Here is a 14,118-nt window from a genome sequence, read left to right as displayed (position 1 = left end):
TGAGGAGTGCGCCATGGCCGCCGAGACCGTCTACACCCCGCCCGTCGCCGATTACGCGTTCCTGTATCGCGACGCGTTCGGCGTCGACCTGGTCGCCCGGGCGACCGGCGGCGAACTGGATGCGGACGACGCGGTCGAGATCCTCACCGGCGCCGGCGCGTTCGCCGCCTCGGTGCTCGCGCCGTTGCAGGAGATCGGCGACCGCGAGGGCGCGCGCCTCGAGGACGGCGCGGTCCGTCTGCCCGACGGCTACGCCGAGGCGTACCGGGCGTTCGTCGGGGCGGGCTGGGTCACAGCCGAAGCCCCGGCCTCGGCCGGGGGCGACGGACTGCCGGCGGTCGTGCGCGCCGGGCTCGGCGAGCTGTGGAACGCGTCGAACGCGGCCTTCGCGCTGTGCTGGCTGCTCACGGCCGGGCAGATCCACGCGCTGGATGCCGCGGCATCCGACGCCCTGCGCGAGACGTACCTCAGCAAGCTCGTGTCGGGGGAGTGGACCGGCACCATGAACCTCACCGAGCCCGATGCCGGGACCGACCTGGGGGCGATCCGCACCACGGCGACCCCGCGGGGCGATGGCACGTGGGCGATCCGCGGCCAGAAGATCTTCATCACGTGGGGCGACCACGACGTCGCCGAGAACATCGTGCACCTGGTGCTCGCGCGCACGCCCGACGCCCCGGCCGGCGCCAAGGGGCTCTCGCTGTTCGTCGCTCCGCGCCTGCTCGTGAACGAGGACGGCACCCTCGGCGACCGCAACGCGATCGAGACCGTCGCGATCGAGCACAAGCTCGGCATCCACGGCAGCCCCACCTGCGTGCTGTCGTACGAGGACGCCACCGGCTACCTCGTCGGCGAGATCGGCGGGGGGCTCGCGGGCATGTTCGTCATGATGAACAACGCCCGCGCGGCCATGGGCTACCAGGCCACCGGCATCGCCGACCGTGCGTACCAGCAGGCCGCGGCATATGCCGCCGCACGGCTGCAGGGCCCGGTGCTGGACCGGCCCGCGGGGGCGCCGATCGCCGAGCATCCCGACGTGCGGCGCCTGCTGCTGTCGATGCAGAGCAAGATCTTCGCGATGCGCGCGCTGGGCGTGCACACCGGCGACCTGTTCGACCGAGACCAGACGGCGCTGGCCGCGTTCTTCGTGCCGATCCTGAAGGGCTGGACCACCGAGGACGCGGTGACCGTCACGAGCGAGGCGATCCAGGTGCACGGCGGCATGGGCTTCATCGAAGAGACCGGCGCCGCCCAGCACTACCGCGACGTGCGCATCCTGCCGATCTACGAGGGGACGACGGCGATCCAGTCGAACGACCTCGTCGGCCGCAAGGTGATCCGCGACGGCGGGGCGACCGCCGAGGCCCTGTTCGCCGAGATCGACCGCACCGTCGAAGCCCTGCGCGGCATCGAACACCCCGTCGCGCAGCGCACCGCCGAACGTCTCGCGCGCGCGGTCGAGGCATCCCGTCGCGCCACCGCCGCACTGCTCGCCTTCCCCTCGCCCCGTGACGCGTACGCGGTGAGCGTGCCGTACCTCATGCAGCTGGGGACCCTCGCCGGCGGATGGATGCACGCCCTCGCGGTCGTCGCCGTGCTCGCTCACGACACGCTGTCGGACGAGGATGCCGCGCGCCTGACATCGGCCGACTTCTACGGTGCGCACCACCTGCCCCGGGTGCACATGCTCGCCGAGACGGTCGCCGCGGGCGAAGTGGCCTAGCGCCGATCGGCGCGGATCCGGCTGAGTTCTGAACCGCTGGCCTCGTCGCCGGGCGATGGGCCAGGATGGGGCGATGGGCAGGCTCCGAGCGGCAGGTCGCGGCATCCTGATGTCTCTCGCGGTCGCCGCGACCGCGCCGGTGACGGCGTGCTCGGCACCCATGCCGCCGCCGCGGCCGGTGGCCACGCCGATGCCGTATATGGTGTGCAGCCCCGACGCGCAGCCGAACATCGTCCCGGGCGCCGTGCCCCCCGGCTTCGACCCGGTCGCGGCCGTGACGTGCGGCATGCACGAGATCGAGAAGTTCGACGACGGCATCTGGATCGGAACACGCGCGATCACGCGCACGGGCGATCTGCGGCCGCTGCTGGCGGCGCTCGCCGTACCCGACGAGCCGCCGTCCGACGGGCCGTGCCCGGCGATCGCGTTCGCCGGGCCGACGCTGTGGCTGCGCGGCGCGGACCACACGTTCGTGCCGGTCGCGTATCCGGCCGACGCATGCGGGCTGCCGCGCACCGAGGCGGTGTTCGCCGCGCTGGACGCGCTGACCGTGGTCGCCGACGACTTCGAGCCCACCGAGCCCGTCGGGTGACCGTGGACGACGCCCGCCCCAGCGCCCCGGAACGGAGGTGCGCGGGGGACGGACGCGCGCATTCGGAATGAGCATTTCGTGCACGATCCGCTCATTCCGTTGCGTGAGCGGGCGATCCGGCGCAGGATCGCAGCATGCCCCAGATCGCCTTCCTGGGCGCCGGGAGCGTCGTGTTCACGCGCCAGCTGTTGGCCGACCTGCTCGGGTTCGACGACCTGCCGGCGCTGCGGATCATGCTGCACGACATCGATCCCGAGCGCCTCGCCGTGGCCGAAGGCACCGCCCGGCAGGTCGCCCGGCGACTCGGCAGGGACGTCGAACTCGCCGCGACGCTCGACCGGCGCGAGGCGCTGGCCGGGGCGGACTTCGTGATCAACATGATCCAGGTCGGCGGCATCGCGGCGACGCGCGTGGACCTCGAGGTCCCCGCCGCGGCGGGCCTGCTGCAGACGATCGGCGACACGACGGGTGTGGGCGGCGTCTTCCGCGGCCTGCGCACGTTCCCCGTGCTCTCGGCGATCGCCGCCGACATGCAAGAGCTCTGCCCCGATGCGTGGTTCCTCAACTACACCAATCCGATGGCGATGAACGTGTGGTGGATGTCGGTGGTCGCCCCCGACATCAAGACGGTGGGGCTCTGCCACAGCGTCTACTGGACCGTGCACGGCCTGTGCGCGCTCGTCGGGGTGCCGATGGAGGGCACGCACTACCGCGCCGCCGGGGTCAACCACCAGGCATGGCTCGTGGAGTGGTCGCGCGACGGCGCGGACCTCTATCCGCGACTGCGAGCGGCCATCGAGCAGGACCCCGAGCTGCGCCGGCGCGTGCGCGTGGAGATCTTCCGCCGCATCGGCTTCTATCCGACCGAGACCAGCGAGCACTCGGCCGAGTACCTGGACTGGTTCCTGCGCTCGCCGGGGCAGATCGAGCGGTTCCGTCTGCGGCCGCTCGAATACCTCGAGATCTCGGAGCGCAATCTCGCCGAGTTCGAGCACGCGAAGGCGGCGCTGGCCGCCGGCGACGACCTCATGCTGGAGGAAGGGGCGGCCGAGTACGCGCCGCAGGTCATCCACTCGATCCTCGCCGGCACCGAGCGCGTGATCCACGCGAACGTCGTCAACCAGGGGCTCATCGACAACCTGCCGCAGGGCGCCGTGGTCGAAGTGCCCACACGCGTCGACGCCGGCGGGGTGCATCCGTTGCCGTTCGGCGCGATCCCGCCCCAGGGGGCGGCTTTGAACCGCGCCTATCTGTCGGTCGCCGAGCTGGCGATCGAGGCGGCCCGCACCGGGGATGCGGAACTGGTCCGCCGCGCGGTGCTCGCCGACCCGAATGCGTCGTCCACCCTCACGCCCGCGCAGATCTGGGCCCTGTGCGACGAGCTGACCGCGCGACACGCGGCCCTGCTGCCGGCCGCCCTCGGCGGACGGCTGTAACGCGCATTCTCAATGAGCGGTGCCGCTCATTAAAAGTGAGCACTTCGTGCATTCTTATTGTCAATCGCTCACTCTGTGTCGAAAAATGGAGCTGAGCGTGCGACGGAGCGCGCTGCACCGCGACGCGGAGAGCGAGGAACCCGACGATGATGTCTCCATCCCAGAAGAAGATGTTCCGCACCACGAGCATCCTGGCGGCCGCAGTTGCCGTCGTGACCGCCGTCGCAGGATGCAGCAGCGGCTCGCCGGGCACCTCCAAGCTCGACACCAAGGCCAAAGTGACGATCCAGGTCTGGACCGGCCAGGCCGACGTGGCCGAGAAGATCATCGAGACGCTGGCCGGGGAGTTCCAGAAGCTGCACCCGAACGTGACGGTCGACGTCTCGCCCGGGGCGTCCTCGACCGACCAGCTCCTGCAGAAGATCTCTGCAGGCTTCGCGGGCAACCAGTACCCGGACGTCTCGTACGCGTTCGGCTCGTGGGCCGGCGAGCTGGAGTCCTCGGGCCGCACGCTCGACATCTCCGCCGAGGTGAAGAAGCCCGCCGTCAAGTGGGACGAGTTCACCGCCGCCGCCCGCGGCACCGCCCAGCCGAGCGGCAAGAAGGTGATCGGGTTCCCGGCCGTCGTCGACAATGTGGGGCTGCTGTACAACAAGACCCTGTTCGACAAGGCCGGCCTCGCCTACCCGACGGCCGACTGGACGTGGGACGACTTCCGCACCGCGGCCAAGAAGCTCACCGACCCGGCCAACCACATCTACGGCTACGGGTACTCCGTGTCGGGCAGCGAGGCGACCACCTGGCAGTTCTGGCCCCACCTGTGGCAGAACGGCGGCACGATCCTCAACGGCGACGCCACGAAGTCCGAGTTCGCGTCCCAGGCCGGCGTCGACGCGCTCACGTTCCTGCGCTCGATGGCCGTGGACGACAAGAGCGTGTACCTCGACCAGACCGACACCAAGATCGGCCCGCTGTTCGACAGCAACCGCATCGCGATGATCACCTCGGGTCCGTGGGAGCTGTCCAGCCTCAAGACCGCGGGCACCAAGTTCGGCGTGGTGCCGCTGCCCGGCACCAACGGCGACCACCAGACCGTGTCGGGACCGGACATCTGGGCGCTGTTCGACCACAAGGACGCCAACCGCGCGTACTGGGCCACGCAGTTCGCCGAGTGGTTCACGTCCGCCTCGCAGGACGAGCGCTTCAACGTCGCGCTCGGCAACCTGCCGCTGCGCTCGTCCGAAGCAGACTCCGAGGCCGTGAAGAACGAGGCGGCGCAGTTCCCGGGCTACGACGAGTTCGTCGCCAACTCGAACAACGTCAAGAACACCCGGCCGACCACTGCCGGTTATGCGGGCCTGTCCACCGCGATCGGCAAGGCGATCTCGCAGGTGCTGCAGGGCGACGGCCAGCCGAAGGCCGCCCTCGACCAGGCGGCGCAGGACGCCGACAAGGCGCTGGCCAAGAAGTAGGGCCCACGCCTCATGGCCGTCAACACCGTACGGACGCTCGACCGACCGGGCGCGTCTTCGGACGCGCCCGGCTCGGGCCGGTCCCGGCGTCGCCAGGCGGTGATCTCGTCGCTCACGGGCTGGAGCTTCGTCGCCCCCGCGACGTTCATCATCCTCGGTCTTTCGGTCTTCCCCGCCGTATGGGCGTTCGTGCTCTCGTTCCAGAGCTGGGACGGCTTCAGTGAGCCGACGTGGGTGGGCGCCGGGAACTACTCGAGCCTGATCACCGACGCCGACTTCGGCGACGCGGTGCTGAACACCGTCGGCTTCGCGGTGCTGTTCGTGCCCGCCTCCGTCCTGCTCGGGCTGTTCCTGGCGGTGGCACTGAACCGGCGGATCCACTGGATCGGCTTCTACCGCACCGCGATCTTCGTCCCGTTCGTCGCGTCCGCGGCATCCACCGGCATCCTCTCCACCTATCTGTTCAGCCCGCAGTTCGGTCTGGTCAACAACGTCCTGCGGGTGCTGCACCTGCCTCAGCAGGGATGGCTCGACGACCCGCACGAGGCGATGCTCGTGATCGCGATCATGTCGCTGTGGGGGTCTGCCGCGTTCACCACGGTCATCTACCTGGCAGCGCTGCAGGATGTCCCGACCGACCTCATCGAGGCGGCGCGCATCGACGGGGCCAGTCGATGGCAGACGTTCTGGCGCATCGTCTGGCCGCAGCTCGCACCCGTCACGGTGTTCGTCGGGATCTGGCAGACGATCCAGGCGATCCAGCTGTTCGACCTCGTCTACACGACCACGCGCGGCGGCCCGCTGGGGGCGACGACCACGATCGTGTTCTTCCTCTACCAGAAGGCGTTCCACGCGCTGGAGTTCGGCTACGGCTCGGCGGCCGCCTACGTGCTGTTCGCCGTGACCCTGCTCGTCACGATCGGCGTCGTCGTCTTCCAGCGGCGCCGCGATACGGAGGCGTTCTGATGGCGACCGTGCTCGACGAGGTCTCGCACACCGGCAGCGAGGTGGCCGGCCAGTCGCCCCGCGGCACCGGGCGGCGGCGGATGAGCGGATGGCACTTCGTGCTGTTCCCGGTGGCGATCATCTTCCTGGTGCCGTTCGTGCAGATGGCGCTCGCCTCGTTCTCGCCCGCGAAGGAGCTCATCGCGTTCCCGCCGCCGTTCGTCCCGTCGCACTTCACGATCGACGGCTACGTGAAGCTGTTCGGCGAGACCGACATCCTGCTCTGGCTCGGCAACACGGTGATCGTGTCCTGCACGGCGATCGTCTCGAACCTCGTGCTGTGCTCGCTGGCCGGCTACGGCTTCGCCCGGCTGAAGTTCGCCGGGCGCAACGTCGGGTTCATCATGATCCTGGCCACCATCATGATCCCCACCCAGCTGCTGATGATCCCGACCTACATCCTGTTCGCCAAACTCGGGCTGCTGAACGGACTGGGCGCTGCGATCGTGCCATGGCTGGCGACGGCGTTCGGCATCTTCCTGATGCGCCAGTTCTTCCTGTCGCTGCCGGCCGAGCTCGAAGAGGCCGGGGCCATCGACGGCTGCAACCGGTGGCAGATCTTCTTCCGGATCGTGCTGCCGCTCGCACGCCCGGCGCTGGCGACCCTCGCGATCTTCACGCTGCTGGGTGCCTGGAACGACCTGGTCTGGCCGCTGATCGCGATCAACAACCCCGGAGCGTTCACACTGCAGCTGGGCATCGCGAACTTCCAAGGCGCACACCAGACCGACTGGAGCCTGATCATGGCCGGCAACGTGATCGCCACACTGCCGCTGATCCTGTTCTTCCTGTTCGCACAGCGCCAGTTCATCGCGACGATGACCTTCTCGGGCCTGAAGGGGTGACGACGAAGGGTGACGGGCGCCCGGCCTACTCGACCAGGAACCGCGAGTACGCGACCTGGGTCAGGAACGCCGGGAACTCCTCGCTCAGCGACACCTCGCGGAACACCTCGGCGGCGTCGTCGAACCGGTCGCCGTCGAAGCGCTGCGCCGTGGCGAGCACGTCGTCCACGAGCTCCGACACCCACTCCCGCGTGATCGCCGTGCCCTCGGCGGTCTCGCGATCCTGATGGATCCACTGCCAGATCTGCGAGCGCGAGATCTCGGCGGTCGCGGCATCCTCCATCAGGTTGTCGATCGCGACGGCGCCCGAGCCTCGCAGCCACGCCTCGATGTACCGGATCGCGACCGACACGTTGCCGTGCACGCCGGCCTCGGTGATGGGCCGGCCGATGCGCAGGTCCAGCAGCTGCGCCGCCGTGACCTCGACGTCGGCGCGCTGGCGGTCGACCTGGTTCGGCCGGGCGCCGAGCACCGCGTCGAACTCGGCCTGCGCCGCGGGGATGAGGTCGGGGTGGGCGACCCAGGTGCCGTCGAAGCCGTCGCCGGCCTCGCGCCTCTTGTCGGCGGTGACCTTCTCGAGCGCACGCTCGGTGATCTCGGGATCGCGCCGGTTCGGGATGAACGCGCTCATGCCGCCGATCGCGAACGCACCGCGCTTGTGGCAGGTCTGCACCAGCAGCTCGGTGTACGCACGCATGAACGGCACGGTCATCGTCACCTCGCTGCGGTCGGGCAGCACGAACCGTGCGCCGCGGCCGCGGTAGTTCTTGATGATCGAGAAGATGTAGTCCCACCGGCCGGCATTCAGCCCTGCGCAGTGGTCGCGCAGCGCGTACAGGATCTCGTCCATCTCGAACGCCGCCGGCAGCGTCTCGATGAGCACGGTCGCCCGGATCGTGCCGTGCTCGATGCCGACGTACTGCTCGGCGAATGTGAAGACGTCGTCCCAGAGCTTCGCCTCTTCTGCGCTCTCGAGCTTGGGCAGGTAGAAGTAGGGCCCCGCACCGCCGTCGATCAGCGCCTGCGCGTTGTGGAAGAAGTACAGCCCGAAGTCGACGAGCGAGCCCGAGGCGGCCAGCGTGCGCCCGGTGCGGTCGGTGAAGCGGATGTGCTCCTCGGGCAGCTGCCAGCCGCGCGGGCGCATCACGATCGTGGGCGTGCGCTCGGCCGTGACCCGATACTGCTTGCCGTCGGCGCTCGTGTGGGTCAGCTGCCCGCGGATCGCGTCGGACAGCGACAGCTGGCCCTCGATCACGTTGCCCCACGTCGGACTGGTGGCGTCCTCCTGGTCGGCCAGCCACACCCGTGCGCCGGAGTTCAGGGCGTTGACGGTCATCTTCGGGTCGGTCGGACCCGTGATCTCGACCCGGCGATCCTCCAGCCCGGGGCCCGCCCCGGCGACCCGCCAGGTCGAGTCCTCGCGGATGTGCGCGGTGTCGGCGCGGAAATGCGGGTCATGACCGTTGCCGATCTCGAACCGTCGGCGCAGCCGCTCGGCGAGCCGGTCGTGGCGCCTGCCGGCGAACCGGTCGTGCAGCGCCGTCAGGAACGCGACGGCCTCGGGGGTGAGGATCCGGTCGTACCGGTCGCGGATCGGTCCTTCGACCGTCAGCTCGGGCCGGTGGGTCGCGGTCGGGATGGGGGTGGTGGGCGGTGCGCCCGTCGTGATCGTCATGATGTGCTCCTCGGAGAGGGAAGGGGACGGATGCCGCAGCCCGAGGGATTCGGTGGGCTGCGGCATCCGGGTCAGTGGAACTGCGCGGCCTCGGTCGAGCCGGCGAGGGCCAGCGTCGCGCTGGCGGGGTTCAGTGCGGTCGAGACGGCGTCGAAGTAGCCGGTGCCGGCCTCGCGCTGGTGCTTGGTGGCGGTGTAGCCGTCGGCCTCGGCGGCGAACTCTGCCTCCTGCAGCTCGACGTACGCGCTCATGGCGCGCTCGGCGTACCCGCGGGCGAGGTCGAACATCGAGTGGTTCAGGGCGTGGAAGCCGGCCAGCGTGATGAACTGGAACGCGTAGCCGAGCTCGGCCAGCTCCGCCTGGAACGTCGCGATCTGCGCATCGTCGAGGTGCCGCTTCCAGTTGAAGCTCGGCGAGCAGTTGTACGCGAGCTTCTTGCCCGGGAACTCGGCGTGGATCGCGTTCGCGAACTCGCGCGCCAGGGCGATGTCGGGCTCGCCGGTCTCGACCCACAGCAGGTCGGCGTACGGGGCGAACGCGAGCCCCCGGGCGATGACGGGTTCGATGCCGGGGCGCACGCGGTAGAAGCCCTCGGTCGTGCGCTCGCCGGTGAGGAACTGCCGGTCGCGCTCGTCGACGTCGCTCGTGAGCAGGTCGGCGGCCAGCGAGTCGGTGCGCGCGATCTGGATCGTGGGGACCCCGGCGACGTCGGCGGCCAGGCGCGCGGCGTTCAGCGTGCGGATGTGCTGCTGGGTGGGCACGAGCACCTTGCCGCCCAGGTGTCCGCACTTCTTCTCGCTGGCCAGCTGGTCCTCCCAGTGGATGCCGGCGGCGCCGGCCTGGATCATCGACAGCGCCAGCTCGTACGCGTTCAGCGGTCCGCCGAAGCCGGCCTCGGCGTCGGCGACGATCGGGGCGATCCAGTCGCGGGTCACTTCGCCTTCGGCGTGCTCGAGCTGGTCCTGCCGCAGGAGCGCGTTGTTGATGCGGCGGACGACCTGGGGGACCGAATTGGCCGGATACAGCGACTGGTCGGGGTAGGTCTGCCCGGCGAGGTTCGCGTCGGCGGCGACCTGCCAGCCCGACAGGTAGATGGCCTTCAGGCCCGCACGGACCTGCTGCACGGCCTGGCCGCCGGTGTAGGCGCCGAGCGCCCGGACGTATTCCTCGGTGTGCAGCAGGTGCCAGAGGGACTCGGCGCCGCGGCGGGCCAGGGTGCTCTCTTCGCGCACAGACCCGCGCAGGCGGATGACGTCCTCGGCGGTGTAGGACCGCTGGATGCCGTTCCATCGGGGGTCGGTGTCCCAGAGCTCCTGCAGCTCGGCCGCGGTCTGGACCTGGTCACCGGCGCGGAGGGGCTCGGAGGTGGTGTTCGGGGTCATGGCGTTCTCCTGACGGTTTCGCGGCTGCCGGCGGACCGGCGTGTGACTCCACTGTGAGCGCCTCCCGGCACGACGCTCGACCAAAAGCTGTGTGAAGTTTGGGCATATTTCTGTTTGCGTGAGAAGATCGCCGCATGTCACTCGACGTCGAGCAGGAAAGCGCCTCGATCATCCCCGACGATGGAGAGGTGGATGCTCTGACCATCGGCCGCCGGATCCGTCAGGTGCGCACGGCCCGAGGTATGACGCTCGAAGACCTGGCGTCGGTCGTCTCACGCGCCCCGAGTCAGCTGTCGATGATCGAGAACGGGCGGCGCGAGCCGAAGCTGAGCCAGGTGCAGGCCATCGCCCGCGCGCTGGGCACGACGCTGGACGCGCTGCTGGAGGCCCAGCCCCTCGACGAACGCGCGGCGATGGAGATCGCCCTCGAGCGGGCGATGCACGGGCCGACGTTCCGCACGCTCGGAATCGCGCCGTTCCGGGTCGGCCGGTCCGTTCCCGACGACATGCTCAAGGCGCTGCTGGCGCTGCAGGGAGAGATCGACCGGCTGAAGGACGAGCGGTCGGCGACCCCCGAAGAGGCGCGCCGCGCGAACCTCGCACTGCGCCGGCTCATGCGCACGCAGAGCAACTGTTTTCCCGAGCTCGAAGCGCAGGCCCGTGGCATCCTCGACGCCGTCGGACACCCCGGCGGCCCCCTGACCCAGCGCACCGCGTCCGACATCGCCGCGCACCTGGGCTTCACGCTGCACTACGTGCCCGACCTGCCCACCACGACCCGAAGTGTCGCCGACCTGCGCAACGGGCGGCTGTACCTGTCCAGTGCCCTGACGGCGAAGGGCGATTCGCGCACCGCGGTGCTGCAGGCGCTGTCGAGCCGCATCCTCGGCCACGCCGAGCCGACCAGCTATGCCGAGTTCCTGCGGCAGCGGGTCGAGGCCAACTACCTCACCGGAGCGCTGCTGATCCCCGAGGCGCATGCGGTGCCGTTCCTGCAGGATGCCAAGAAGGACCGGGCGATCTCGATCGAGGATCTTCGCGACGCGTACTCGGTGTCTTACGAGACTGCGGCGCACCGGTTCACGAATCTCGCCACGATGCACCTCGGCATCCCGGTGCACTTCCTCAAGGTGCACGAATCGGGCACGATCACGAAGGCGTACGAGAACGACGACGTGAACTTCCCGACCGACCGGCTGGGCTCGATCGAAGGTCAGATGTGCTGTCGCAAGTGGACCAGCCGCGAGGTGTTCGACATCCCCGACCGGTTCAACCCGTACTACCAGTACACCGACACCGGCAACGGCACGTATTGGTGCACGGCGCGCGTGCAGACCTCGAGTGAGGGCGCGCACTCGGTCTCGGTGGGCGTGCGGTTCGACGACACGAAATGGTTCCTCGGCCGTGACACCCCCAACCGGGGCGTCTCGAAGCACGCGACCGAGGTGTGCTGCCGCCGCGCCCCGGCCGAGCTCGAGAACGCCTGGCGGGGGAGCTCGTGGCCGAACGTGGCGACGCCCCGGACCCTGCTGGCGACGCTTCCGACCGGGGCGTTCCCGGGCATCGACACGACCGACGTGTACGAGTTCCTGCAGGCGCACGCCCCGGAGTGAGCGCGCCGGCGCGTGCGCCGCTCAGTCCGCCAGCGCGGCTACGGCCTCGATCTCGACGAGCTGGTCGTCGGACATGAGCTGTGCGATCACCATCGTCGAGGCGGGCGGCGGAGCCGTGCCGAACCGTCGGGCGCGCACCCTGCCGACGGCCGGCGCATCCGCGCGGTCCTGCAGATAGACGGTCAGCCTGATCACGTCTTCCAGGCTGCCGCCCGCCTGTCGCAGTGCGTCGTCGATCGCATCCAAGATGTGCTCGGCCTGGGCGCCCGCGTCGCCGGGAGCGACGGTCTGCGACTCGGAGTCCTTGGCGGTCAATCCGCTGAAGAAGACGAGTCGTGCTCCTGCCGGCACGGCGAACGCCGTCGTGAGCGGTGCCGGCATTCGGATCAGCGCGGTATCGAGGGGGATGGCCCGGCCGCGCCGCGCGGTCATCCGGCCACCTGCAAGGGAGATCTCGGCACCGAGCCTTCCCTCGTCAGCAGCGAGTTCGTCATGGTCGCATAGTCGGACAGGAGGAACATGGCCGGGCCCACGACGTCTTCGGGCTGATCGAGCTTCGAATAGTCGGCATCCGGATTCGAACCGCGGAACTGCGGTGTGTCGATGATGCCCGGGCGGAGCATGTTGACGCGCACGCCGTATGGCTGGACCTCCTTCGCGAAGGTATGGGCGAAGCCGGAGACGGCGCCCTTCGACGCGGTGTAGGGCGAAGAGTGCACCTTGCCGAACTCGGCCGTGCCCGACACGAACAGGACGATGGCGCCGTTCCCCTGGCGCATCATGACGGGGGCGACCGCCTTGCAGGCCCAGAAGACGCCTTCGACGTTGATCTCGAAGACGCGGCGGAGTCGTTGCGGAGTCATCTCGACCACGGGGATGAGCGGCTGAACGATCGCGCAGCACATCAGGCCGTCGATCCTGCCGTGCTCCGCGGCGATGCCGGTGATCGCCTCGACGACCTGATCGTGGTCCGATACGTCGACGGCGTGGAATCCGATGAGTTCGTGGCTCTCGGCGACCGCGGTCCCGAGTTCGACGTTGATGTCGAGGATCTCCACGCGGGCGCCGGCCGCGGCCAATGAACGGGCGGTGGCGGCGCCGATGCCACTGCCCCCACCCGTGATGACCATCACCTTCCCGCTGAAGTCGTACCCAACTGGCATGCCGGACCTCCCGATCGCGCGATACTTCAGTATCTAATTAATCAGGGAGCCTATATAATCTCGGCCAGCCGGACAAGAGTCGTCCCGGAACAGATCGAGGTGGTCATCGTGGGAGATCGATATCCGCGCATCCGGATCGCTGCGGTGCAGGCGGCTTCCGTCTTCCTTGACCGCGACGGCTCGATCGCCCGCGCGGCCGACCTGATTCGCGTCGCCGGACGCGACGGTGCCGACTTCATCGTCTTCCCCGAGGGATTCGTTCCGGCGCACCCGATCTGGTACCAGTACCATCCGGCGATGCGGGCGTTTGCGACCGGGCTCTCCGTGGAGCTGTTCACGAACGCCGTCGAAGTCCCGGGCCCGCATCTCGATCCGGTCGCCCGGGCCGCACGCGACGCCGGCGCGTACGTCGTCCTCGGCGTGTGCGAGCGGTTGCCCGACACGATGGGCACGCTCTACAACACGCAGGTCTACTTCGGCCCCGACGGCGGCTACCTCGGCAAGCATCAGAAGCTCGTCCCGACGGTCACCGAGCGACTGGTGCACGCCGCCGGATCGGCGAGCACCTTCGGCGCGCTCCAGACCGAGTTCGGCCCGGCAAGTTCTCTCGTGTGCGGAGAGAACTCCAATCCGCTGGCGATCTTCGCGTTGATCGCCGAGGGGACCCGCGTGCACGGCATGAGCTGGCCACCCACCTTCGGACCCGGCGGTCAGACGTTCCGATCTCGCGTCTCGAATGCCGCCACGGCATTTGCGCAGATGTCCAAGGCCTTCGTCGTCGCTGCGTGCGGCGTCGTGGATGAGGACACGATCCGGAGGCTCGAGCTTCTGCCCGAGGATGCCGCGTTCCTGCGCAGTCCTTCGTCCACGGGAGGTTCGGTGATCGTGTCTCCGTCGTCCGAGGTCATCGCCGGTCCGATAGGCGACGGGACCGGCGTGCTCGTCGCCGATGCCGATCTGGAAGCCGCCGTCCGAGCCAAGTTCGTCGCGGACCTCGCGGGGCATTACAACCGCGCCGATGTCTTCCAGCTGGGGGTGGACAAGCAGGAGCGCCGGCTGTACGCGCCCAGCGCCGACCCTGGGAATGGGACGCGGGCTGGTGCCGGCACAGATGCTTGACACGATGGAGACGATCGATTAGACATATTCCAGCACGTTGATTATCAGGGTACCTAACTGATTTTTCGTGTACCTTGCTCGGGTCGCCATGGC

General features: G+C 69.3%; 12 protein-coding genes. 8 read left to right on the top strand and 4 right to left on the bottom strand.

Annotated features, from left to right (window positions below; genetic code table 11):
• Positions 1 to 13: 13 nt before the first annotated feature.
• From AC3RX0_RS14105 to AC3RX0_RS14080, 6 genes are all read left to right on the top strand, one after another.
• The gene (locus tag AC3RX0_RS14105; protein ID WP_491506626.1) at positions 14 to 1,723 is read left to right on the top strand and encodes an acyl-CoA dehydrogenase family protein; all 1,710 of its coding nucleotides are present in this window, start codon (positions 14 to 16) and stop codon (positions 1,721 to 1,723) included.
• Positions 1,724 to 1,796: 73 nt separating this feature from the next.
• Entirely contained in the window at positions 1,797 to 2,315 is a 519-nt protein-coding gene (locus AC3RX0_RS14100) for a hypothetical protein (protein ID WP_491506625.1), read from the top strand.
• Positions 2,316 to 2,449: 134 nt separating this feature from the next.
• Complete coding sequence (gene melA, locus AC3RX0_RS14095) at positions 2,450 to 3,751, top strand: alpha-galactosidase (RefSeq protein WP_491506624.1); 1,302 nt, start codon at positions 2,450 to 2,452, stop codon at positions 3,749 to 3,751.
• A gap of 146 nt (positions 3,752 to 3,897) precedes the next feature.
• A complete protein-coding gene (locus AC3RX0_RS14090; RefSeq protein ID WP_491506623.1) occupies positions 3,898 to 5,223 on the top strand; it encodes an ABC transporter substrate-binding protein in 1,326 nt (441 codons plus the stop codon).
• Positions 5,224 to 5,235: 12 nt separating this feature from the next.
• Positions 5,236 to 6,189, top strand: coding sequence for a carbohydrate ABC transporter permease (locus AC3RX0_RS14085; RefSeq protein ID WP_491506622.1), 954 nt, complete (start codon positions 5,236 to 5,238; stop codon positions 6,187 to 6,189).
• Positions 6,189 to 7,073, top strand: coding sequence for a carbohydrate ABC transporter permease (locus tag AC3RX0_RS14080; RefSeq protein ID WP_491506621.1), 885 nt, complete (start codon positions 6,189 to 6,191; stop codon positions 7,071 to 7,073). Before AC3RX0_RS14085 ends, AC3RX0_RS14080 begins: the two co-directional genes overlap by 1 nt.
• Before the next feature lie 25 nt (positions 7,074 to 7,098).
• Here the strand turns inward: AC3RX0_RS14080 and aceB are convergent, their stop codons facing one another.
• Positions 7,099 to 8,748 (bottom strand): malate synthase A, encoded by a 1,650-nt coding sequence (gene aceB / locus AC3RX0_RS14075; protein WP_491506620.1) that lies wholly within the window; start codon positions 8,746 to 8,748, stop codon positions 7,099 to 7,101.
• Between the two features lie 71 nt (positions 8,749 to 8,819).
• Positions 8,820 to 10,130 carry an isocitrate lyase gene (aceA, locus tag AC3RX0_RS14070; RefSeq protein WP_491506619.1) on the bottom strand — a complete coding sequence of 437 codons (1,311 nt, stop codon included), beginning with the start codon at positions 10,128 to 10,130 and terminating at the stop codon, positions 8,820 to 8,822.
• A gap of 134 nt (positions 10,131 to 10,264) precedes the next feature.
• Between aceA and AC3RX0_RS14065 the strand changes: the two genes are divergently transcribed.
• A complete protein-coding gene (locus tag AC3RX0_RS14065) occupies positions 10,265 to 11,743 on the top strand; it encodes a helix-turn-helix domain-containing protein (protein ID WP_491506618.1) in 1,479 nt (492 codons plus the stop codon).
• 21 nt (positions 11,744 to 11,764) lie between these two features.
• Here AC3RX0_RS14065 and AC3RX0_RS14060 read toward each other — a convergent pair whose 3' ends face one another.
• A complete protein-coding gene (locus AC3RX0_RS14060; RefSeq protein ID WP_491506617.1) occupies positions 11,765 to 12,175 on the bottom strand; it encodes a Rid family hydrolase in 411 nt (136 codons plus the stop codon).
• Positions 12,172 to 12,906, bottom strand: a complete 735-nt coding sequence (locus AC3RX0_RS14055) for an SDR family NAD(P)-dependent oxidoreductase (protein WP_491506616.1) — start codon at positions 12,904 to 12,906, stop codon at positions 12,172 to 12,174. Before AC3RX0_RS14055 ends, AC3RX0_RS14060 begins: the two co-directional genes overlap by 4 nt.
• Before the next feature lie 108 nt (positions 12,907 to 13,014).
• Between AC3RX0_RS14055 and AC3RX0_RS14050 the strand changes: the two genes are divergently transcribed.
• Complete coding sequence (locus AC3RX0_RS14050; RefSeq protein ID WP_491506615.1) at positions 13,015 to 14,025, top strand: carbon-nitrogen hydrolase family protein; 1,011 nt, start codon at positions 13,015 to 13,017, stop codon at positions 14,023 to 14,025.
• Positions 14,026 to 14,118 lie beyond the last annotated feature (93 nt).

The organism is Microbacterium sp. W1-4-2 (assembly GCF_058349885.2).
This window is presented reverse-complemented; position numbering and strand designations above follow the sequence as displayed.

What these genes read in the sequence shown, in the direction of transcription:
- AC3RX0_RS14105 (WP_491506626.1), top strand. Translation starts at nt 14, where the DNA reads ATGGCCGCCGAGACCGTCTACACCCCGCCCGTCGCCGATTACGCGTTC.
- AC3RX0_RS14100 (WP_491506625.1), top strand. Translation starts at nt 1,797, where the DNA reads ATGGGCAGGCTCCGAGCGGCAGGTCGCGGCATCCTGATGTCTCTCGCG.
- melA (WP_491506624.1), top strand. Translation starts at nt 2,450, where the DNA reads ATGCCCCAGATCGCCTTCCTGGGCGCCGGGAGCGTCGTGTTCACGCGC.
- AC3RX0_RS14090 (WP_491506623.1), top strand. Translation starts at nt 3,898, where the DNA reads ATGATGTCTCCATCCCAGAAGAAGATGTTCCGCACCACGAGCATCCTG.
- AC3RX0_RS14085 (WP_491506622.1), top strand. Translation starts at nt 5,236, where the DNA reads ATGGCCGTCAACACCGTACGGACGCTCGACCGACCGGGCGCGTCTTCG.
- AC3RX0_RS14080 (WP_491506621.1), top strand. Translation starts at nt 6,189, where the DNA reads ATGGCGACCGTGCTCGACGAGGTCTCGCACACCGGCAGCGAGGTGGCC.
- aceB (WP_491506620.1), bottom strand. Translation starts at nt 8,748, where the DNA reads ATGACGATCACGACGGGCGCACCGCCCACCACCCCCATCCCGACCGCG.
- aceA (WP_491506619.1), bottom strand. Translation starts at nt 10,130, where the DNA reads ATGACCCCGAACACCACCTCCGAGCCCCTCCGCGCCGGTGACCAGGTC.
- AC3RX0_RS14065 (WP_491506618.1), top strand. Translation starts at nt 10,265, where the DNA reads ATGTCACTCGACGTCGAGCAGGAAAGCGCCTCGATCATCCCCGACGAT.
- AC3RX0_RS14060 (WP_491506617.1), bottom strand. Translation starts at nt 12,175, where the DNA reads ATGACCGCGCGGCGCGGCCGGGCCATCCCCCTCGATACCGCGCTGATC.
- AC3RX0_RS14055 (WP_491506616.1), bottom strand. Translation starts at nt 12,906, where the DNA reads ATGCCAGTTGGGTACGACTTCAGCGGGAAGGTGATGGTCATCACGGGT.